Annotated in this window: 23 protein-coding genes and 1 tRNA gene; 1 reads left to right on the plus strand and 23 read right to left on the minus strand. The window is 39.2% G+C overall.

Going from position 1 to position 21,354, the window contains the following annotated elements; translation table 11 throughout:
* Positions 1–5: 5 nt before the first annotated feature.
* The 23 genes from KH109_RS07735 to purB all read right to left on the minus strand — a co-directional run bounded on the left by KH109_RS07735 (position 6) and on the right by purB (position 20,529).
* Positions 6–332: a type II toxin-antitoxin system RelE/ParE family toxin gene (locus KH109_RS07735; protein ID WP_105093714.1), complete on the minus strand. Its 327-nt coding sequence runs from the start codon at positions 330–332 to the stop codon at positions 6–8.
* A 2-nt stretch (positions 333–334) separates the two neighbouring features.
* Positions 335–616, minus strand: coding sequence for a type II toxin-antitoxin system Phd/YefM family antitoxin (locus tag KH109_RS07740; protein ID WP_105093715.1), 282 nt, complete (start codon positions 614–616; stop codon positions 335–337).
* Between the two features lie 62 nt (positions 617–678).
* Positions 679–1,176, minus strand: coding sequence for an ECF transporter S component (locus KH109_RS07745; protein WP_295218179.1), 498 nt, complete (start codon positions 1,174–1,176; stop codon positions 679–681).
* 110 nt (positions 1,177–1,286) lie between these two features.
* Entirely contained in the window at positions 1,287–1,580 is a 294-nt protein-coding gene (locus KH109_RS07750) for a DUF2695 domain-containing protein (protein WP_295218183.1), read from the minus strand.
* Between the two features lie 57 nt (positions 1,581–1,637).
* Positions 1,638–2,402 carry a leucine-rich repeat domain-containing protein gene (locus tag KH109_RS07755; RefSeq protein WP_295218186.1) on the minus strand — a complete coding sequence of 255 codons (765 nt, stop codon included), beginning with the start codon at positions 2,400–2,402 and terminating at the stop codon, positions 1,638–1,640.
* A 77-nt stretch (positions 2,403–2,479) separates the two neighbouring features.
* Positions 2,480–2,986 carry a YfbM family protein gene (locus KH109_RS07760; RefSeq protein WP_295218190.1) on the minus strand — a complete coding sequence of 169 codons (507 nt, stop codon included), beginning with the start codon at positions 2,984–2,986 and terminating at the stop codon, positions 2,480–2,482.
* 103 nt (positions 2,987–3,089) lie between these two features.
* Positions 3,090–3,683 carry a hypothetical protein gene (locus tag KH109_RS07765; protein ID WP_295218194.1) on the minus strand — a complete coding sequence of 198 codons (594 nt, stop codon included), beginning with the start codon at positions 3,681–3,683 and terminating at the stop codon, positions 3,090–3,092.
* Between the two features lie 38 nt (positions 3,684–3,721).
* Complete coding sequence (locus tag KH109_RS07770) at positions 3,722–4,528, minus strand: hypothetical protein (RefSeq protein ID WP_295218197.1); 807 nt, start codon at positions 4,526–4,528, stop codon at positions 3,722–3,724.
* A 25-nt stretch (positions 4,529–4,553) separates the two neighbouring features.
* The gene (locus KH109_RS07775; RefSeq protein WP_295218322.1) at positions 4,554–5,096 is read right to left on the minus strand and encodes a hypothetical protein; all 543 of its coding nucleotides are present in this window, start codon (positions 5,094–5,096) and stop codon (positions 4,554–4,556) included.
* 36 nt (positions 5,097–5,132) lie between these two features.
* Positions 5,133–5,639, minus strand: a complete 507-nt coding sequence (locus tag KH109_RS07780; RefSeq protein WP_295218200.1) for a hypothetical protein — start codon at positions 5,637–5,639, stop codon at positions 5,133–5,135.
* Between the two features lie 112 nt (positions 5,640–5,751).
* On the minus strand, positions 5,752–6,183 hold the full coding sequence (locus KH109_RS07785; protein WP_295218212.1) for a hypothetical protein: 432 nt from the start codon (positions 6,181–6,183) through the stop codon (positions 5,752–5,754).
* A 38-nt stretch (positions 6,184–6,221) separates the two neighbouring features.
* Positions 6,222–7,037 carry a DUF2262 domain-containing protein gene (locus KH109_RS07790; RefSeq protein ID WP_295218216.1) on the minus strand — a complete coding sequence of 272 codons (816 nt, stop codon included), beginning with the start codon at positions 7,035–7,037 and terminating at the stop codon, positions 6,222–6,224.
* Positions 7,038–7,088: 51 nt separating this feature from the next.
* Positions 7,089–7,919 carry a DUF6630 family protein gene (locus KH109_RS07795; protein ID WP_295218230.1) on the minus strand — a complete coding sequence of 277 codons (831 nt, stop codon included), beginning with the start codon at positions 7,917–7,919 and terminating at the stop codon, positions 7,089–7,091.
* A gap of 243 nt (positions 7,920–8,162) precedes the next feature.
* Positions 8,163–10,307: a YadA-like family protein gene (locus tag KH109_RS07800; RefSeq protein WP_295218242.1), complete on the minus strand. Its 2,145-nt coding sequence runs from the start codon at positions 10,305–10,307 to the stop codon at positions 8,163–8,165.
* Positions 10,308–10,535: 228 nt separating this feature from the next.
* Positions 10,536–10,612, minus strand: a tRNA-Arg gene (locus KH109_RS07805).
* Between the two features lie 48 nt (positions 10,613–10,660).
* Positions 10,661–11,650, minus strand: a complete 990-nt coding sequence (locus tag KH109_RS07810; protein ID WP_295218250.1) for a 5'-nucleotidase, lipoprotein e(P4) family — start codon at positions 11,648–11,650, stop codon at positions 10,661–10,663.
* Positions 11,651–12,100: 450 nt separating this feature from the next.
* The gene (locus KH109_RS07815; protein WP_295218253.1) at positions 12,101–13,564 is read right to left on the minus strand and encodes a catalase; all 1,464 of its coding nucleotides are present in this window, start codon (positions 13,562–13,564) and stop codon (positions 12,101–12,103) included.
* Between the two features lie 313 nt (positions 13,565–13,877).
* Positions 13,878–14,162, minus strand: a complete 285-nt coding sequence (locus KH109_RS07820; RefSeq protein ID WP_060923739.1) for a hypothetical protein — start codon at positions 14,160–14,162, stop codon at positions 13,878–13,880.
* 109 nt (positions 14,163–14,271) lie between these two features.
* On the minus strand, positions 14,272–15,705 hold the full coding sequence (dinB, locus tag KH109_RS07825) for a DNA polymerase IV (protein ID WP_287537083.1): 1,434 nt from the start codon (positions 15,703–15,705) through the stop codon (positions 14,272–14,274).
* Between the two features lie 2 nt (positions 15,706–15,707).
* Complete coding sequence (locus tag KH109_RS07830) at positions 15,708–16,052, minus strand: metalloregulator ArsR/SmtB family transcription factor (protein ID WP_009352539.1); 345 nt, start codon at positions 16,050–16,052, stop codon at positions 15,708–15,710.
* 540 nt (positions 16,053–16,592) lie between these two features.
* Positions 16,593–17,876, minus strand: a complete 1,284-nt coding sequence (locus tag KH109_RS07835) for an adenylosuccinate synthase (protein ID WP_295218302.1) — start codon at positions 17,874–17,876, stop codon at positions 16,593–16,595.
* Positions 17,877–17,964: 88 nt separating this feature from the next.
* Positions 17,965–19,113 (minus strand): MFS transporter, encoded by a 1,149-nt coding sequence (locus KH109_RS07840; protein WP_295218307.1) that lies wholly within the window; start codon positions 19,111–19,113, stop codon positions 17,965–17,967.
* Positions 19,114–19,233: 120 nt separating this feature from the next.
* Positions 19,234–20,529 (minus strand): adenylosuccinate lyase, encoded by a 1,296-nt coding sequence (gene purB, locus KH109_RS07845; protein ID WP_005385009.1) that lies wholly within the window; start codon positions 20,527–20,529, stop codon positions 19,234–19,236.
* A 234-nt stretch (positions 20,530–20,763) separates the two neighbouring features.
* On the opposite strand from purB, the gene KH109_RS07850 reads away from it, so the two are divergent.
* Entirely contained in the window at positions 20,764–21,174 is a 411-nt protein-coding gene (locus KH109_RS07850; RefSeq protein WP_295218310.1) for a CAAX protease, read from the plus strand.
* Positions 21,175–21,354: the final 180 nt, after the last annotated feature.

Consider the following 21,354-nt stretch of genomic DNA (forward strand, 5'->3'; position numbering starts at 1 on the left):
AACATCTACAATCCTTGCAGAAGTTGTAAATAATCTTGCCGTTGACTAAATATATTATATATGCGCACTTCTTTTTCATCATCAAAAACACGATATAAAATAATATTTTTATTAATGATTAACATACGATAGTTTTTATTACGTAAAACAGTATGTCTTGGAATCGTGCCCATATAAGGATTATCCGCTAATAAAAGGATTCTATCCTTAATATCTTGATAAACAGACTTGGCAATTTCATTGGAAAAAGATTGCTTTACATGCAGAACAATATGATGCAATGCCTGATCGGCCTGTGCCATAATAATGATACGATAAGCAGTGTCTTCCATAACTATTCGGCCTCAGCTAACAACGCTTCTATGCTGATAAAAGTATCCTCAATAGGACCCATTCTACCTTTTCGTTCGTCTTCCTCAGCCAATGCAATAGCCTCTAATAATTCGATCTGTGCTTTCAATTTATTATAGGTTTCATATCCCATACATACCGTATCACCACGACCATTTACCGTCATAATACAAGCTTCGTCCCCTGTTTTCAAAACTGTAGAGATTTCATTATATTTATTTCTTAAATCCGACGATGGTCGGATACTTTCACGTAATAACCCCATAAAAGCACCTCCTCATATACAAATTATATCATAATTTGTATATGAATTGTGAATCACTAATCCTATCCTAATCGTTTACGCAAGATAGCATAGAGAATCATACTAACAATAACGCTCATAACGGCTTGAATGGTATTGGTCACAATACTAGCAATGGCTACGCCTGGATCGAATACAAAGTATTCAGCGATGAAGTAGCCTGCTACGATGATAATGCCACCTACAATGGTTGCCACCAAGGCAGAGGTAGTTGTCTTATTGTTATAGACAGTACCGACAAGATAGCCTTCAATGCCTTTCACCACGAGAGTGATTGGTACAAAGACTACGTAGCCGAGGAATAAATCAGCTAACGCTGGGCCGATAGCACCGATATAGGCGCCATATTTTCGACCTAATAATAGAGCTGACGTCATAATAACGACATCTCCTACATTGAAATAGCCGCGAATGCCAGGTACTGGAATTTTCGTGTACATGGTAAACAGTGTTGCGAGGGCAATCAATACGGCTGTGAGTACTAACGCAGATGTAGTACTGCGGTTTTGAACGTGTTGCATAGCGTCCTCCTTATAAAAAATAGACATGTGACTATATCCATCACATGCCTATACTATATACCTATATGGTAACACCTGCAAATACATAGAATTAACTATAAAAAATACTATTAACAGTACTCTTCAAAACGTTCCTCTACATTGTAGAGAACCTCGCAATCACAACCGCCACCTTCGTTGATAATCCAGTCTAGTACGCTTTCAACATCTACCTTTTGTTTTTCTAAAAACTCTCTTGTGAAAGTCAGACTATGATCGCAACCGTCATTTGTTTCTAATTTCTCGTCTACATAGTCAAAGAGATTCCAAAACAACTCTTCATCCATAGGTAAGCTATCTAGAAAACTCTGTTTCTCTTTAGCTTTATAGCCTTTCAATAATTCCTTTTTACGTGCTTTATCCATTATGATTACTCCCTTTTATGTCTTATAAATTATAGCTCATGACTTATATCTCAAGCCTTATTTCTCATATAATTCTGGTCGTTCTAAAACTGTGCCATATTTTAATTTTGGTAGTTTAACGAATTGAGGATACAACTGCTGAACCTCTTTACAAGATTTTAACGTAAGATGTTCTAGATTATTGAGTTCTAAAATGGAAGAGTAGTCTTTATCTATCACCTTTGCCGTTAAAAAGCTAAAAAAGCGCAACTGTTTCATATGGCGTAAAAATTCTAAGGATTGAACCTTAAGAATTTTAGGAGCGGCAAAATCACCTTCTAAGGCGAGACTTTCAAGATGTTTTAGATTAGCTAATGGCGCATAATCATCAATTTGTTGAAAGTTTTCAATCGACAGCGCTACTAAATTTACTAATCTTGAAATAGGCTCTAAGCTCGATACACTTCTTCCGGACCCAATATGTAGATATTCTAGTTCTTGTAAGTTCTCTAATCTTGAAATATCTGGATAAACGCCCCATTTTATATGTAACCTTTTAAGTCTACGCTGGGCACACACCGCATCAAATAACTCCTGTGGCATTCTTGTACAAAACATGAGCTCTGTAAAAGTATCTGGATTATTTACTAGAAAATCACACCACTCCATCCAAATTCGCTTCTTATCTTTAGCAGAATAAGACTCATCTAACTGTGTGCAGTTGATTATCAGCTTGTCTTCACCATCATATTCAGAGACCTCTACCACAGATTTAGGCCGTGCGTCATCCTTATGATAGTAGTCAAAGCCATATTTAATTTGCTTTTCCGTTAACACTGCCATTTACAATTCCTCATCTTCGTCAGTCCTATAATTAATTTGTCTATAACCAGAGCCATGACCAACAGATTATAACGGGCCTAACAAATTGATACGAGCACATGCCCCTTCGCTTCTAGCACTTTTTTATAGAACACCTTCATCTGCTCGAAATCATGAAGAAGTTCATCTTTGATTTCTTCCTCTTCCTCTTCATAATCCCAAATATTTGGGTAAAGCTCTGCCTCTTTGCAGGCTGCCATATCAAAAGATTCGAGAGCTGCTTCCATGTCAAACTGTTCTAGAGCCGCCACGATATCTGCTAACTTATCGTGTTCGGTATACGCTAAGTAATCCGATATTTCTTCAACAGCTGTTATGCCAAGCACAGCTTGACTAAGAGGGTTATTATCATCCTTATGGTCAGTGCTTACGCCGGTAAGCACGAAATGGAGCACATCCCACATCTTGTCGATATCAAGCAATAATTCATCATCGTCATTCCACTCTTCAACGCTCTCAAGAATTTCCTCTTCTTCTGAGCCCATGGCTTTAAGCTCTTTTAAATTTACATCGCTTAAACAGCTATAATTTGCAATGAGTCCCATACTCTAAAACCTCCCTAGATACTCAGTAATCTAAAACTTACATAGTTACTTAGGAATCTATAATCTCCATAAATGCCGAATAATTCGAAGCCTCCACTGATAGTTAGTTCTCTATCTCTGTCAACAATTCTAGCAACGTAACCTCATATTTGTTATTTTTGTCTAACAATGGCTTACATAATAGAAGCACTTGTAAAGAATAGTAGTAGAAACTAAAGAATAGGCCATCCGGAAACACCTCTTCTTCCTCATACCGAAGAATATCTTCGTCTTCATCATACTCTTCAGACCAAAGATATTCTTCGTTGAGCATATCCTCAAAGTTCGGTAATTGATCTGCATGTTCTAGCATAAGTCCATCTCTAATACACTCAGCAATCACAGTAAATAGATCTACCAATTGTTCTACTAAATAATGAGCTACTTCATTCTGAGTTCTCTCTTCTAAGGCTTTCTTAAAAATACGAAGCAAGAAAACCATAGCAAATGGCGTAGCATGCCATAAAGTCGATTGATGTTCAATATTTTGAGCCAGCTCTTCACCTGCCGCATCAATAGCATCAACGTTCTTCATATCCCACAACACCTCAAGATGAGCAGGAAAATCTGTAGCACGGCCGTAAGTTGTGGTCAAACGATGCCACGGTATGTCACTGACTTTCACAGTTTCTATATATTGTTTCGTCACAGTATCCATTAAATTTACACCTTTATAGTAACACATCCTCCCGAAGATTATTTCTGAATAACCTCTTTTACCAGTTCATAGGTGTCTATGAGACGCAGTTTTCCTATCCTAGGATTATCGGTAATCTCCTCATAGATATCTTCCAACGTGCGTCTTGGTGCTAGTGTCCACAATTTACACGGATATAGTTCAACAGCCCCAATGATTTCTAAATGGTCTAGCAATAGGCCTAGGTCTTTATGATTAAACCAACAGTCGGTATCGATACCGAAATTTGTATTATCTTTCCAACAGGAAATTTGACTATTTAAAAAATCGTCCATACTAGGTTTGCCCGCTTGTAAAAGTCTTGTACAGGCCAAATGATATTCGATTTTTCGCGGCGATTGATCTACGTCCGACACGAAGATGGCCCCATAGGTGTCTTTAAACTTAACGGCTAATACATCACCCACCTTAAAATGAGGTTCTCGCTTTGTTTTAGATTTACGAACCTTAAGAGGCTTTGGATTTTCACTTTGTAGTTGTACGGCTAATCTATCTAACACCTTTTGACGCTGTTTGAGTGCCTTACTATCAATTTCTAGCCAAAACTCATGAGCGCCCTTCCCAATTATATCTAAGGCTTTTTCTTTGATATCCTCTGGCAGATGGCCTATCTTCCACAGCGAATAGGCTACGGCAGTCCAATAAATTTCTGTATAGAATTCGTCAGTACAAAAACTCTGCTCTTCAGCCAAAATTTCTGAAACAATTGTATCAATACTGATACCATCTCTATAGCGCTCAACAATTAAATTATAAATATCATGGCCATCATCACTATCTATGATTTTTACTCCATCAATTGCCATATAATTCTCCTTTTAAATAATACGTCTAGAAAAACAGATGTTGTGATTCTGTGACAGTTCCATCATCTTCATGGAAATAACTTGTATATAAAGGTTCTCGATGTGCCGCGTCATAAAACTTTTGCAATTCAGCAGCCACATTTGCTTCTAAAGGCATGCCTAGCGCCTGAACAACGTTTTCCCATACATCCATTTCTGTATAAGAAGCGATTTCATCATGACGCTCATTGGCATAGCCTTCGAGAGTAGATATGTCCGTATATTGACTGGTGTCACAATAATCATGCCAACAAATGCTATACACCAATAAATGGATCAAATCATCTATACTTTCAGCTATACGACCACATTCCCCTTCGCTACTCATATACCCGATAGAGCCATCCTCCAATTGATGATATTCGCCACCGGCACCATCTCGAGCAAAAGCTTTGCCGGGTAAAGAGAATGTGCATCGCCCTTCAGCAGTATCTCGCTCTTCCAGCCCATCTAATAGGCAGAAATCAAACAGCATATCAAAATCTACTGCCAAGTTAGAATCTTCACACAATAGTTTTAAATAATCCATATTCTTCCCTCTTATTGATTCTCTCATCTCTCTATTTCATCTATTATTTTCTCGTAATTCTAATAATGCAGAAACTTCATCCATGTCGAGATTAAACATGTTACTTTCAAGATTGATAGGCTCAAAATAGTAACGAACTGTATCTGCACCAAATTCATCTTCTAAATTAGCCCATTCTGCCCCTGAAAGCACGGTAAATCCGAGCGTATCGTTTCCAAGGCTTTCAGCAAACCAACGTACCTCATAAACAGGCTTAACAAAGTCATTGAAATATTTGATGGTCACATCTCGATCTTGCTCATCACCGTAAGGAATTTGCAGTTCTTTATCGCCTTTTTGTAACACAATATCATCACCATAAGCCTTGCCATTACTAACGGTTTTAATATCGATAGGCTCAGCCATCATATCATTGAAATAGTTCACCACATCTTCGTCATACTCGCGCCAGTCAATCCAGATAATAGCTTCGGAATCAAATAAATCATCTAAATCCATATCATGACTAAAGAAATCTTTGACTAGATTATACATACTTTCCATTGTCTCTCTCCTGTTTATTATTTATATTAAAAGTTAAGCCTTGCCATACTAACATCCAATAGAATCTCTGCTTAGTTCAGCTATACAAACAGCTCCATTGCTAACAAGTACTCTAGAACGTTTCATATATAACATCTTGTTGAGCCGTAAAGTTTTCATCAAAAGATACTAATACATATAGTTGTCCCGCGGTCGATTCGCCCACATCATAGCCTAGAGCAAACGCTCCGTAGCAACCGGATGTATCTAACATAATATCTGTTAGTTTTAGCACCACAGACTCATCTAGAGGCATCTCCTTTTGGATGATTTTCTGTGCCACTCGGTCTAATTCATCTAATTTAGCATATAACTGTGGCCAAAATGTTAGTGAAAGTATCTTATCCTCTGTATAACCAGAGCAGCTAATATTGAGGTTTTGAAAGGCTTGTCCTACATTCTCTAAATGATTAGTGCTCAATCGGCGAGATACAAAGTAAACCCCATGCGGTTCTACAGCCCAGCTTTCAACGTTCCATAATGTCATTAATTCAGATTTTATCATTATGATACCCCACTAGTTCGCCACACTCCACTAGTTCATTATCCTGCAATATCCGCACTAACAGGGTTCCCATCCGCATCAATATTGGCTATGATGCAGTGTCCCCAGAAAATATCGTCATCGTCATAATAAACCTCTATAGTGCCATCATTGCGGAACGCCAATTCGCCCATTGTAATACGCTTGGCAAATACATCTGCCGTAATCGGATCTTGGTCATCATTGTCGAGCCAATAGTTAGCAAGGTCTAGCAAGTGTTCACTAATGTATGCACTAATTCGTTGTTCAAATTCTTTGAAATTATCGATTTTATTGAAAGCAGCCAATGCTACGGTGCAGCTTTCATCAGAGCCCTCGTCTACATCAAGGGTGAATGCATAATCATCAATTCTCGCTGTGTAATATTGATACTCTCGATTTAACAGGAAGTCACCCCTGTCAGTATGAAGGTATTTAGGGGTTTTCAAATAAGCTGACAACGCCTCTAACTCGCTATGTTTAGCATGTTCCTCTAACACCTCAAGTACATAATAGCGATTATTCCAAGAGGGACGCATATAGCCCAAGTCCTCTAATGGTTTTGCTTTCTTAACTAACAATTTATAGACCCCATGCGGCTCAAAAGAATAACCCCATCTATCGTCAAGACCCTCAATAATCCACGTCAAAATACCTTCACTACGGTCAAGTACGCCCGTCCGAGTATCTAGAATAGCATCGGTGGAAACTAATGGTCTGTGGTACTTCTCTAAATAAGGACTCGCCCCATTCGCATCACTGCGCGGCAATGCATAGATTTCAAATACTTCCGGCTCAAACTCTGCTTCATATTCTGGTAGACGTACAATACTCATATAACTCTCTCCTACATTATAATCACACTACTCATCATAATTTCTGTTATATCATGAGCGTTCAGCTACATCGATTCTATGTAATAGTTCTTTTGCTAGTTCTTGGGCTGTTTTAAATTCCTCATGTGAAAGCACCATAAGTACAAAGCTATCTGTTCCTATGTCCATATCTACTAACTTATGCGTTTTCCATGTGGCATTAATATGTGCACACCAGTCCATAATACATTGTTCTTCATCTAATCCTGCTGTATCAATAGTTAGATTTTCGCTAGTATCTAAAGACTTATTACGTATTAACTTCTGCACATAATAAAGAAAATCCTCTAATTCGATTTTCAAAGATAACTCTCTAGCACGACCAGTAGATAGCAACTTCTCATAGAGGTTCCACCAGCTATCTTCTAAGTCTTCCATGGAGTTTAACTTTGCCTTAGTCATAAAAGAGTTAGCTTGCTTAGCATTGCCTAGCAATAGCGTTGCCAACTCTGTAAATATCGATTTCATCTGCTCTATATCTAGATACGCTACTTCTACACACAAACTACAATCAGGTACTCTGCGCTTCTTTACAAAAGCCCGCATCATCTTTACTGCGTCAGGATAACTTACATCAGCCATACGATAGGTCTTGCCATCTATATCTAAGAATAAATCTACTGCATCCTGCGTTTTACCTACACGTGCTTTCATGGCAGTGCAGCCATCGATGGCATAAGGTGGGTATAATTCTATATACATGATATATCCATCATGCATGGCCTGTAAGGTATTATCTATTCCTACTATGTTAAAACCGTTCCGATTATAATCGGGGCTCTTCAAACGCCACTCTTCGTAATTGTCGAATAATTTTTCTTGAATCCAATTATAAAAGCTCATATACACTCTCCACTATATACTGCAACTTATATGTAATATATATCTTAATACATGTCTTAATTTGTATCTTAATTATATCATTATTAAGGAATACTTATAATAAAAACACCGCACTTTTACATTTAAAAGAAATACATATTATAAAGACACTGTACTTTCATATTTAATAGAAAAAATACCCCTACAAGATACGTCTTGTAGGGGTATTAATCACACTATTTGGATTCTTATTTAGGTTCTAATTTATTTAGATTCTAATTTAGCTGCCAATTCAGTATATTTTCGTTCTAACTCATTATACTTTTCAGATAGGTCTTTCATATCTTTCTTGAGTTGTGCAGCGTCTTCAGTAGTTACCTCTTCGGAGCTTTTACCAAATTTGAAATTAGCACCTAGGCTGATAGTGTTACGACCATTACCAACGGTAGTAGCAGCATTAAACATGGTGTTTTTATTAGGGCGATAGAACGCACCTAACGCCGCTGCATTAGCATTTTTATAGTTACCAAAGCCAACGGAGTAGGACCATTTGTCATGTTTATCAAAATCTAATGGATGCAAGCCAGCTAGTGCTGCAGAAGCAGCCGCTACGCTAGATACTTGTTGATCAGTGTAGGATTTAGCTTCATTTAAGCTATTAGCACCGCCATTAATAATACGATTATTTAATGTATTAATATCGCCTTCTATGGTAGTGATACGGTTTTCATGATTATCTACCACGTCTTTAATAGCATGTAGTTGGGAGCCATTAACTGCATCAGTAGATGTCGCAGATACACGGCCTGCTGCTACATTTGTAATGGTGCGTTCTGCACCACTATCACCAATGCTCAATGTACCAACCGCATTTCCACCAGCAAAACTATATGTTCTGCCGCCGATAACACCGGAACTAGTAGATACAGCTGTGTCAGTAACAGACTTAGCACCTAGGGCAATGCTATTATCTGTGGCAGCCTTCGCATTTGTACCAATAGCGATGGAATTTTCATTAAGGGCTTTAGCTGTATTACCTATGGCAGTAGAGCTTTTACCAGAAGCCTCCGCTACAAAACCAATAGCATTAGATGCATATCCTGTCGCTTTAGAAAGGCCAATCGCATTAGCCGCTCTACCAGACGCTACAGAAGACACACCAAGTGCTGTGGAGTATGTATCAGATGCTTGCGCATTATCACCAATAGCAGTGGACTGAGCCCCAGTAGCTTTAGAAATAGTACCTACTGCAGTACCGCCCCAACCAGTTGCTACAGAGTCAGTACCGATGGATACAGCTAATTCATCAGCAGTTGTATTTCTACCAATTACAATACTACCTGCCTTAGCAATATTAGCCGCTTTACCGATAGCAATAGAATCAACGCCATCTACAGTCGCATTTGTACCGATAGCGATGCCATTTTCCTTTGTTGTAGTTGCGCTATGACCAATTGCTAAAGAGTCCTTTTCTGCTGCTTTAGCTAATGTACCAGCAGCAAAAGAACTTTTACCAGCACTAGTAGAATAGTTACCTAATGCTACAGAATCCTCATTAGAAGCTGTAGTTTTAAAACCCAATGCTGTGGAATACGCACCGCTAGCATTTGCATAAGATCCCACTGCAGTTGTATTCATAGCAGTTGCTTCTGAATTGAAACCAAATGCAGAGGACTGATTACCAGAACCTGTGGAGCTATAACCTACTGCTGTAGCGTAATCATTTTTTGCTTTTGCATTATAGCCAATCGCTGTGCCCATTATGTTATTGGCCTTTGCATTATTACCAATAGCAACTGTATTTAGAGCAGTTGCTTCTGCTTTACGACCAATGGCATACGCATCATCGGATGTTGCTTTCGCAGTATCACCAAAGGCGATAGCATTATTACCTTGAACCTTAGCACCAGTACCACCTACCAAAGCATTATTACCTTTAATGGTATTATTCTTACCTAAAGCCACAGAGTCATGTCCGTCAATACTATTATATGAACCAACTAATAAAGAATTAATCGCATTGTCATTATTGGCATGGCCAAAGCCGCCTACGATATTATTAGTACCACCAACAGTATTGCTAGTACCTACTACCAAGCTGTGAGTAGCAGAATTTGTATTATACCAACCTGCTACGATGCTACCTGGACCAGATGCAGTATTATTCATTCCAGAAGTAATACTATTAGAAGCAGAAGGTCGAACTGTATTATTGTCACCACCGAGCAATATATTATTTACAGGAGAGAACATACCATTCTCAACTTTGTTATTTCCACCATAAGCAATAGAATTTTTCATGCTTAGTGGCGCAGCAGTTGTAGCACTAATATCTAAATTGGATGCTGCAAACGCTGTTGTAGTAATACCTGCGGTAATCATAGCCGTTAACAGTAATTCTTTTTTCATTTCGTTTCCCCCTTTTAAGACAACACAAACAATAAACCTAAAAAAAGATTCAAACCTATCTAATGGAACTTGAATCTTATTGTACCCCTCTATACACTATTCATTGTCAAAATATGAATAAAATATGAATATTACCCTAATATTATAATTCTAGCTCATAAGAATTGCAAGATAATACAAAAAAGAAGGCATACTGCTTATAAAAGCTGTATGCCTTCTTTTCCATACTGGTGCGCCTAACCGGAATCGAACCAGTGACACGCAGTTTAGGAAACTGCTGCTCTATCCTACTGAGCTATAGACGCATGTATACTTTATTATATCGTTTTTAATAAAGTATACGCAAGACATCCTTATTGTTGTAGGTATTGGTTGTTCACTTGTTTTTGTTCTTCTGGACTGAGGTTTTGATAGCCTTTTGCTAATGCACTTACCCAAGATCCGTAGGCAGGGTTCGGGAATACCACAAAGGTAGTACCAAAGTCCTCTTTATGAGTATCGATGATAGCATTTCTTTCAGCTAAGGTCTTACCTTTTGTGCCAATCGGGAAGTCACCAGCGTTATCGCCCATGTATAGAACGACAGAATATTTTTTAGCAATCGCATCAAAGCGAGGTTGTTTGTCAGAGTCTTTTTCGAATAGTAGTACATGTTCTTTATCGACGGATGGGAAGCCAAGTTCCTTAAAGTTTTGTACTGTTGCATCATAGTTAACAGGTGCATAGCGATTAGAAACGTAGAATATTTCAACACCTTGTTTATGTACTTCATTTAGGAACTCAACAGCACCTGGCATGGCTTGCGATTTACCTTGATGCACAGCTTGACGCCACCAAGGAGCATCGAAGCGACCATTGCCACTAGCAACGCTTTCACCCATCAATTTAGTATTGTCCACTACAGTTTCGTCCGCATCAAGAACGATAGCAAGAGGTTTTCTCTGATGAGATGGATCAGTAACAGCCATCTTAACAAGATTTAGCGCCACATTGTACCCTTGATACGCTAGTGCTCTGTACTCTGCAGAGGTGCGCATCCATAAGAGTCCCATTGTTTCTGTTTCGGCTTGGTACTGCTGTTTTTGCTTCAGTGCTGCCTGTTCCGCCTCTGTTGCCGCATCATTCACCACAGTACCATTAGATACTACATTATTAGCTACCGTATTCTTAGCCACTGTAGTATTAACAGGCTGAGCCGATTGCATCTGAGTCGTAACAGTAGTAGGAACCATGCTACTTGCTTTCACTGTCAATGGAGAGTCCGCCTGTACTACAGGACCGACGCAAAGGCTACCACCAAGGCAAGCCACCGCTACATACCATGCTAAACTACTACGTTTCATAATTGCCTCCTAACCACATTTGCTCTCTGTATAAATACAATACACAATGTAATTCTACATAGTTATACTAAAGTCCTCTATAAATTAATATGCTATTAGTGTATTTTAAAATCTATCTACACAAGAACTATGCTATATTTCCATAAGTCGTTCTGAAGATGCAAAAGGCATTGATATCAAGAAGAGCGAAAGGGCTGAAGCTGTATTTAAACTACCATCACACCAATTACAAGCCGGCGATCCGCAGTATGAAATTGCTAAGCTTATGTATCAGGACTTAACTAATAAGAAATTTGATTAGCAATATTTAAATACACTCACATGACAAAAGCCCCTCCTTACTATGAGCTACATAGCAAGGAGGGGCTTCGTTTTAATTTAAGGAAGTTCTTTTAATCGTCAGTGTTATTCAGAGAGAGTATCTCTGTTATGTAAAAAGTATTTATAATACTATTTCACATCACTAAAATCAATGTTCATGCCCAATGCTTTAGCAATGCCTTCACCATAAGCTGGATCACATTGGTAGCAATGTTTTGCATGACGTTCTTTAATGAAATCAGGTACACCATTCATAGCCGCTGCCGTATTGTCAAACAAGGCTTGTTGTTGTTCAGGGCTCATGAGGCGGAACAATTTACCTGGTTGTGTAAAGAAGTCAGAGTCGTCTTCATAGAAGTCATATTGGTAGGCTGGACCAGATACGTCGAGAGGAGGATTTTTGAATTCCGGTTGTTCAGCCCATTCACCAAAGCTATTTGGTGCGTAGCCAATTGTAGACCCATGGTTTCCATCTATACGTCCTTGACCATCGCGATGATAGATATTTACAGGACATTTAGCGGCATTAACAGGGATTTGATAATAATTTGCCCCTAGACGATAGCGTTGCGCATCGGCATAAGAGAACAAACGACCTTGAAGCATTCTATCAGGAGAGAAAGAGATACCAGGAACGATAGTAGTCGGTGCAAATGCAGCTTGTTCTACATCTTGGAAATAATTATCTGGGTTGCGATTAAGTTCCATCACACCAACTTCAATCAATGGGAACTCATCGTGATACCATACTTTAGTTAAGTCGAATGGATTGTATGGCATATTGTTAGCTTGTTCTTCCGTCATCACTTGGATGCATAATTTCCATTTAGGGAAATCACCTTTTTCAATAGCCTCAAAGAGGTCACGTTGATGACTTTCACGGTCACTAGCTACCACATTAGCCGCCTCAGCGTCGGAAAGATTTTCAATCGGCTGTTGGCAAATCCAATGGAATTTAACCCATACGCGCTCATCGTTTTCGTTGATAAGACTGTATGTATGACTGCCAAAACCATGCATTGTGCGGTAGGATTTAGGAATACCACGGTCACTCATGACGATTGTTACTTGGTGGATCGCCTCTGGCAAGCTAGTCCAGAAATCCCAGTTTGCTGTCGCATCGCGAAGATTTGTTTTCGGATTCCGTTTTACAGCGCGGTTCAAATCAGGGAATTGCAATGGATCGCGGATAAAGAATACCGGTGTATTGTTACCTACGAGGTCCCAGTTTCCTTCTTCCGTATAAAATTTTACGGCAAAGCCACGAATGTCGCGTTCTGCATCGGCCGCACCACGCTCACCAGCAACGGTGGAGAAACGCACGAATAACGGCGTTTGCTTGCCTACTTCAGAGAAAATTTTTGCTTTCGTATATTTTGTAATATCGTTAGTTACTGTGAAAGTACCAAATGCACCGGATCCTTTAGCATGCATGCGGCGTTCAGGAATCACTTCGCGCTCAAAATGAGCTAATTTCTCCATGAGCCAAACATCTTGCATCAGTACAGGACCACGTTTACCTGCTGTAGCAGAGTTGCGATTATCTGGTACGGGAGCGCCAAAGGCGGTTGTTAGTTTCTTTTCATTATTCATATTACAAACTCCTACTTAGAGATCAAAATGAAAGTAATTTACTTTACATAATTTTTAGATTATACATCTCAATTAAGATAAATATTATTAACGGATAATTATTATCCATTAATCTATAATTAGAATATCACATTTTTTTTAACAGAACAACCCTAAACCTTTATAAATCTTGTATACACGATATCATTTACAAGAACCAAAATGAGAATTGTGGCATTATATATATTTAAATGCGAACTAAATCTCTCTATCAAAATAAAAAACACCTTGCTTCTATCATCAACGTGTAGATCACAAGGTGTTTTCATTCAATTTATGCTGGACGGCTCCAGTCGACTTGTACGTCGATAGCTTCCCACATGCGTGTTAAAGCTAATTTTAGGTTATCCAAAGATTCTAATGGTTTTACAGTCAAGCGTTCATATGTATCAAGACCTGTAGCATGCTCGATGGCATGTTCGTCGTTCAAGTAAGCGATAACCTTATCAACCCACTCTTGTTCAGGTAAATCTACGGACACTGTTTTTGCTTCTGTGTCATAGGACAAGAAGCCATTGCTGTTAATGCCATAATGGATGGCTACGCGAAATAAACTCATATCTATACCTCTCTTGCGGTAATTTTTAAACACTATATCCATATTGTAACATGAATAAATATATTAGCGAAAGTATTCAATATAAACTTTATGAGTCTATTGTATCGAGTTATATGTCTTCGTTAATGTCGCCTACATCACTATTCTTATATAGGTCACGGCCCTTATCCATTTTAGTAGATTCCACATCCTCATTAGTAGATTGTGCATCTACTGCGGCCTTTAGCTCCGATCGTTTTCTACGCGTTCCATTGTCTCCGTGAAAGCGCTGCCATAATGCGCCACTCATAACGGCCGTTTCACCAAATTTAGATTCTAATGAATCTAATACGCCAGCTAGTTTATTTTCGGTCTCATATTTAGGTGATTCGAAAAGACTATCTTGCATAGGTACCTCTTCGTCGAGGCCACTTACGGTGAGACCTAATAGTCGTATAGGACCAGGAGGATCTATCCATCGGGTTTCCTCAGAAGAATACATAAAGGCTTTAGCCTGTACCTTAGTTGTAGCACCTAAGGATTCAAGCTCTTTTGCTTTTCCTTTAGGTTTCTTGCTCGTCTTATCTTGCATGAGCTTGTTCCAAAGGAGCAGCGCAGTTTCGAAGAACACATGCTCATGGTCTGATGGCGTGTCTAACCGCTTTTGTCGGGATACGGTGGTAAAATCATCGTACCGAACCTTAATGGATACGGTATGACCTAAGAGATTACGTTTTCTCAATCGTTTTGATAAGCGATTCGCAAAATATCTAAACTCTAATTCAATAGCACTACCATCCGTTAAATCTTCTTCGTATGTCTCCTCAGCTCCGATCGATTGTATTTTGCGATCGGTTTCTACCGGTCTATCGTCAATCCCGTTCGCTAGTTCCCATATGCGGCGCGCCTGGTTGCCCACGAGGGGAATTAAACTGCTTTCATCAGGCAACGCTTGAATATGACGCATCAAGTGAAAGCCCCCTGTTTTCAAGATTTTTTCGGTACGAGGACCTACGCCCCAAATGCGTTTAATCGGTAATGGAGCTAAAATCTCTTTTTCACGGCCATAAGGTATGACTACAAGGCCGTCGGGCTTATCTAAATCGGATGCCAATTTGGCAAGGAATTTATTCGGTGCTAGCCCTGCAGAGATAATAAGACCAGTTTCCTCAAACACTCGGTCTTTAATGGCTCTGCCCAGTGCTTTTGGTCCACTATACATGGTAGACATACCGCTAACCTCGAGGAAAGCTTCGTCGATAGATAGAGGCTCAATGTGAGGAGTAAATTCTTTCATAATAGAAAAAATCTGATGGGATACCTCTTTGTAACGATCCATACGCGGATACACATAGATGCCATCGGGACAGAGTTTCTTAGCACGAGAGATGGGCATGGCGGAGTGAACGCCAAATTTACGAGCCTCATAGGAGCAGGTAGCAACGACGCCACGTGAAGAAAGACCACCCACAATTACGGGGTGGCCTTTATATTCTGGATGATCCAATTGTTCGATGGACGCGAAAAATGCATCCATATCAACATGCATAATCCATCGTCTCATTGTTACGCTTCTTTTTCGTGCTCAGAAATACGGCAGTATTTAATTTGCGCGCAAATACACTCATCCTTAGATTTATATAATTGAGGGATGATCTCTAAAATATCGCCAAATGTAGCTTCATTAATGGAATAACGAGTCCATAAGCCATTACGTTGAGAGTTAACTACACCTGCATCAATTAAGATTTTCATGTGGTAGCTCAACGTAGATTGGGATAAATTGAAGCTAGCTAAAATATCAGCTGCACATAATTCATTGCAAGACAACATGTCGATGATGTGTAATCTTGTTTCATCGCTTAATGCCTTAAAAATCGTCGCTAAACGTTCATAAGAAACTTCAACCATATCTTTAACTCCTCAAATCCGTATCAAAAAATGTCAATCTACTTATTGATACTATTATATACTATTTCTTAATGTAAATCTATTTTTTTCTTTATATTTGTATCTTAATAATTTATTATGAATATCAATTTTACATAGATGGGTAATTTTTACCACATTATAAACTAATTTAAGCACGTCATAGTTTGTATATTGTGAATATTTTAAATAAATTTTCATCTCATAGATTTATTTAGTTATACATAATTCTGCATATATAAAAATTGTATAAAATATTTTTCTATAGAATTTTCGATATACTTATTTTTCGATAACCATATAGCATACTTCGATATACCGCACTATATTAGCAATCTAAAGGATTAGATATAAAGTATACCATAATTGTATTCTTCATGCTTTCAATACAAAAGACCCCTCATAGAGGGGCCTTATTTGTATAATTCTATAAAGCGATTGTATAGTAGAGAACTCACAGAATTTATAATGATAAATTACAGTTCTCTCTTCGTAAATCCTGCTATACCAAATCCGTATAGCTTAGAATACGTTTACTAAATCAATAGTTTGGTTACGGTTAGGACCTACGGATACGATACCCAAAGGTACACCTGTTACTTCTGCAATACGTTCTACATATTTGCGAGCATTTTCAGGAAGATCTTCGTATTTACGGATACCAGAAATATCTGTTTCCCAGCCTGGCAATGTTTCGTACACTGCTTCGCATGCTTCAAGGTCTTTCAAGTTAGCTGGGAAGCCTTCAACGTCTTTACCATTCAATTTATAACCTACGCAAATTTTCAATTCTTTGAATGTATCAAGAATATCCAAACGAGTAATAGCAAGGTAATCAAGGCTGTTAAGACCTGCTGCGTATTTTACAACCATAAGGTCTAACCAACCACAACGACGAGGGCGACCAGTTACAGTACCGAACTCATGACCAAGTTTGCGAAGGTTATCGCCAGTTTCATCAAGAAGCTCTGTAGGGAATGGACCTGCACCAACGCGTGTTGCGTAAGCTTTTACTACGCCGAAGATATTTTTCAAGTAGTTTGGACCAATACCAGCGCCTGTGGACGCACCACCAGCGATTGGATGAGAAGATGTTACGAATGGGTATGTGCCATGATCAAGGTCAAGCATAGTAGCTTGAGCACCTTCGAACAATACTTTTTTATCTTCTTTAACTGCTTTCAAAACAGCAATGTTAGTATCTGTTACATATGGTTTCAATGCTTCAGCATATTTGATGTAGTCAGCTAAGATTTCATCATAGTTAACAGGTTCTGCATCATACACCTTAGTAAGCATTTTGTTTTTGAATTCTACATTGTATGCTAATTTTTGTTTGAATGTATCCAAGTCATACAAGTCGCAGATACGGATGCCGATACGATTGATTTTATCTGCATAGCAAGGACCGATACCATTTTTAGTAGTACCGATTTTAGCGTCCCCTTTGGATGCTTCCTCTGCATTATCTAACGCGATATGATATGGCATAATAACATGCGCACGGTCGGAAATTTGAAGAGATTTAGCAGATTTACCTTGTTTTTCAAGGCCTTCAATTTCTTGCAATAATACTTTAGGGTCAATAACAACACCAGTACCAACGATATTTTGTTTATTATCGTACAAGATACCACTTGGTAAAAGGCGAAGCGCAAATGCTTTGTCATCTACTACAACAGTATGACCTGCGTTATTACCACCTTGACTGCGCACTACAACGTCCGCACGTTCCGCAATCCAGTCAACGATCTTACCTTTACCCTCGTCACCCCATTGAGTGCCGATAACCATACTTGTTGCCATATCTATATCCTCCATGTGAAAGTCTAAATAATTCACTAACATTATACAACAATGTTCGGACTCTGTGAAAGTATTTATTGTGCCAGTACTATTTTGGTTCTTTAAGCCATAGGCTCATTAGGAGCCCCATAAGTCCTACAGGTATCAATGTCATCAAAGCAGTTTGCACGTCATAGATGTCTGCTAGATGGCCTACATATGGCGCTACAAGGCCTCCTAGTGTAATGCCAAGGCCTAGTGTAATCCCCGATGCAAAGCCTGCGTTTTTAGCGAGGTATTTTTGACCTAGTACGGTAATTGGTCCATATTGCGAGAATACGCCAAAGGCCATCGGTATCATAGCACCGAAGAAGCCCCAGATATTAGGCACAAATATAAACACTAAAACGGATGGCAAGAAGATAAGATTGCCTAAGCGCACCGTTTTAAGGAAGCCTAATTTATCAGATAAAGCCCCGCCCATATAGGTAAGGACTGCTCCCATTGCAAAGTACATAGTTAGCGCCAAACTAGAGGCACTGGCTTCGCCGTTTATAACGGTAATATACAAAATAGGGATAAAGATGGATAGTACAGAGAACAATATGGAGCGAGAAGCAATGACAAAGAATAACTTGCCGAAGCTTACCCAATCGTTGGCACCAGTATTAGTGGACTTAGCAGAGCTTTTACTTTCACCAACAACATCGGTAGCCGCAGAACCTGTAAAGGCATACACATACAATAACATGCCAATTAAGGCAATGGCCGTGAACACCCAAAGGAACTGAGCGCCAAAGACGTACACACCACCAGCAAGGAGCGGCCCCAATGCAAAGCCAGCGCTGCCACCTACCGCAAAGCGTCCCATGGCATTACCAAGTTCATTGGATTGCGTGCGGTTCACGAGAAGAGCCGCCTCAGGATGGAATAGTGCCGCCCCAATCCCTGCAATGAGCGATAGAGCCAATATCATCTCATAGCTCGTTGCCAATGCAATGGCGCTGATAGAGACTAACGTTACGGTAAACCCTACAGGAATGAACCAAGGCACGCGCCACCGATCTGCCACATAGCCCAAGATAGGTTGGGCTACAGAAGCCACGATGGTGTTACAGAAAATGATAGATGCTGATTGATAGTAATTGAGCCCAAAGTTAGCGATAAAAAACGGTATAAGCGCCGCTAGAGATCCTTGTCCAAAGTCATTAATACAATGAAAAATAGGCGGTCCGTACTTTCGTATGATACGTTTCATATAACCTCCTAAAATAAATAAAAACAGGTAGATATAGCCAACACCTAATGCATGTGCCATAGGCTTGTTGGTCTATACCTACCCTAGTCTTTCATATGTTATATGGGAAGTACCCTACAATTATAGGCCAAAGCGAGCCATGATTGTATCAACATGTTTTAACAATTTATGAGGATCGAAGCATGCATCGATTTCTTCAGCAGTCATGTATTTTTTGATGTTTTCATCAGATTTAAGACCTGTTGCGAAATCTTTGCCTTCAAGCCAACGTTCCATAGCGTATTTTTGAACCCAACGGTATGCTTCATCACGTACTGCACCTTTATCTACAAGGTGAGTCAAAATTGTTTGGCTGAATACAAGGCCGCCTGTAAGGTTAAGGTTTTTAAGCATTGTTTCAGGATATACTAACAATTTATCGATTGTACGAATTGTAAGGTGAAGCATGTAGTTCAATGCAATTGTTGCATCTGGTAAGATGACACGTTCTACAGAGCTATGGGAAATGTCGCGTTCATGCCACAAAGCTTGGTCTTCGTAAGCAGATTGAGCATAACCACGAAGCAAGCGAGCCATACCGCAAATTCTTTCACATGTAATAGGATTACGTTTATGAGGCATCGCAGAGGAACCCTTTTGTTTAGGGCTGAAATATTCTTCCGCTTCGCGCACTTCTGTACGTTGCAAATGACGGATTTCCAAAGCGATTTTATCCAATGTACCACCTACAACAGCGATAGTGGACAACAATTCAGCGTGACGGTCACGTTGTACAACTTGTGTAGCGATTTTAACAGGTTCAAGGCCTAATTTTTCGCATACGTATTGTTCTACGAATGGATCGATGTTGGAGTATGTACCAACGGCGCCAGACAATTTACCAACAGCAACGCTTTTACGAGCATGTTCCATACGTTCGATATCGCGTTCTACTTCAGCCATCCACAATGCTAATTTCAAGCCAAATGTAGTTGGTTCGCCGTGAATACCATGTGTACGGCCAATCATAGGTGTGTATTTGAATTCAGCTGCGCGGCGACGCAATACTTCATGTAAGCGTTTCAAATCTTCAATCAAGATGTCGCAAGCTTGTTTCATCATGTAACCAAGCGCTGTATCTTTAACGTCAGTAGATGTAAGGCCAAGGTGGATATATTTAGCCGCTTCAGGACCTACGTATTCGCCTACTGCTGTTACGAAGGAAATAATGTCGTGGTTTGTTTCCTTTTCGATTTCATGAATGCGTTCAACGTCGAAATTACCCTTTTCACGAATGGCTTTAGCCGCTTCTTTAGGGATAACTCCCAACTCAGCTTGCGCCTCGGATGCCAATGTTTCTACTAATAACATTGTGTCGAACTCGTTGCGTTCGCTCCAAATATGGCCCATTTCTTCTCGTGTATAACGTGGTATCATGATGTCTCCTTTGCATGATAAAAGCTAGATTTCTTATAGGATAATTGTACCATATGTGAAAGCTCCATTCAATGAATGGACCTAAATTTTCCGAATGATAATTATATTAAATTTGCTAATCGTTCGTATTTATTCGACATTCCGTACTTTAACTTAGTATTTATACTAATAAAATGATATACTAGAGCTATCTGAAATATACATGCACTTGTATATCATTACTGGGAGGCTTTCATGGCAAATTTAAATCGAAAAGAGCGTCGTGCACAGCGCAACGAATCGAATACTATAGGCATGCTATTACGCTTATTCTTTGGGCTCAGCTTTATCGGCTTGGCTGTAGTTCTATTTGGAGAGTTTGATCTCAACTATGTATTCTCCATCTTTACAGTGGACATCATCGTATCCTTAATTTACGTGATACTCAATAAATCTCGCATTACTACATCCTTAGCGGTTAATACCAATGTACGCGTTATCATTGCATTCCTCATCATGCTAGTAACAATGTTCTTCTACGCCTTCGCATTATGGCGTGTCGATCAATTTAGTGCACCTATGCAAGTTACATTATTTATCGGCGGTGCTATCGTATACCTTGCAGTATTTAACTCCACTAAGACAATGCTTACTAATCAAGATTAATATCATACAACTAGTAAGCTAGAAGCAATACATAACACTCTACAAATAACTAATAATACAAAATGAAAAGAGGCATATCTTGGGTTATAGGACAAAAAGTGTGTGTGACTAATCCCAATAAGTTGGAAAATCTGTAGACATATGTAGCTCATTCCAAACAGGAGCATCACCCCATTGAGG

Origin of the sequence: Veillonella sp., assembly GCF_018381775.1 — a bacterium.
Lineage (GTDB): Bacteria > Bacillota > Negativicutes > Veillonellales > Veillonellaceae > Veillonella.